This is a genomic window from Psychrobacter sp. UBA2514, from assembly GCF_002341255.1.
GTDB classification, from domain to species: Bacteria; Pseudomonadota; Gammaproteobacteria; order Pseudomonadales; family Moraxellaceae; genus Psychrobacter; species Psychrobacter pacificensis.
This window is the reverse complement of record NZ_DDNS01000011.1, coordinates 5,930-6,201: the sequence shown is the minus strand read 5'-3', so window position 1 is coordinate 6,201 and position 272 is coordinate 5,930. Positions and strand designations below refer to the sequence as shown.

Genomic DNA, 272 nt, shown 5'->3' with positions numbered 1-272 from the left:
ATACTGCCCATAAAGCCACTAGAAATCACCGCGACTTTTGCAGGTCCTCCTTTTTTGTGACCTGCGATGGCTAATGCCAAATCATTAAACAGCTGTCCCATTCCTGAGCGTGCCAAGAATGCACCAAAGAGAATGAACAAAAAGATAAAGGTCACTGACGCGCCAATCGCAACAGAATAAAGACCTTCGGTTTTTAGGAATAATTGACCAAAAATATCGCCCATGTCATAAGGACGAGTCAGCAATCTATCAGGCATGAAATCCATGTGACT

Annotated in this window: 1 protein-coding gene; it reads right to left on the bottom strand. The window is 43.4% G+C overall.

The annotated features are described in order from the left end of the window. Positions 1-272: TRAP transporter large permease subunit (locus tag B3V51_RS04060; protein WP_286708030.1), on the bottom strand; the 272-nt coding region annotated here is incomplete at both ends.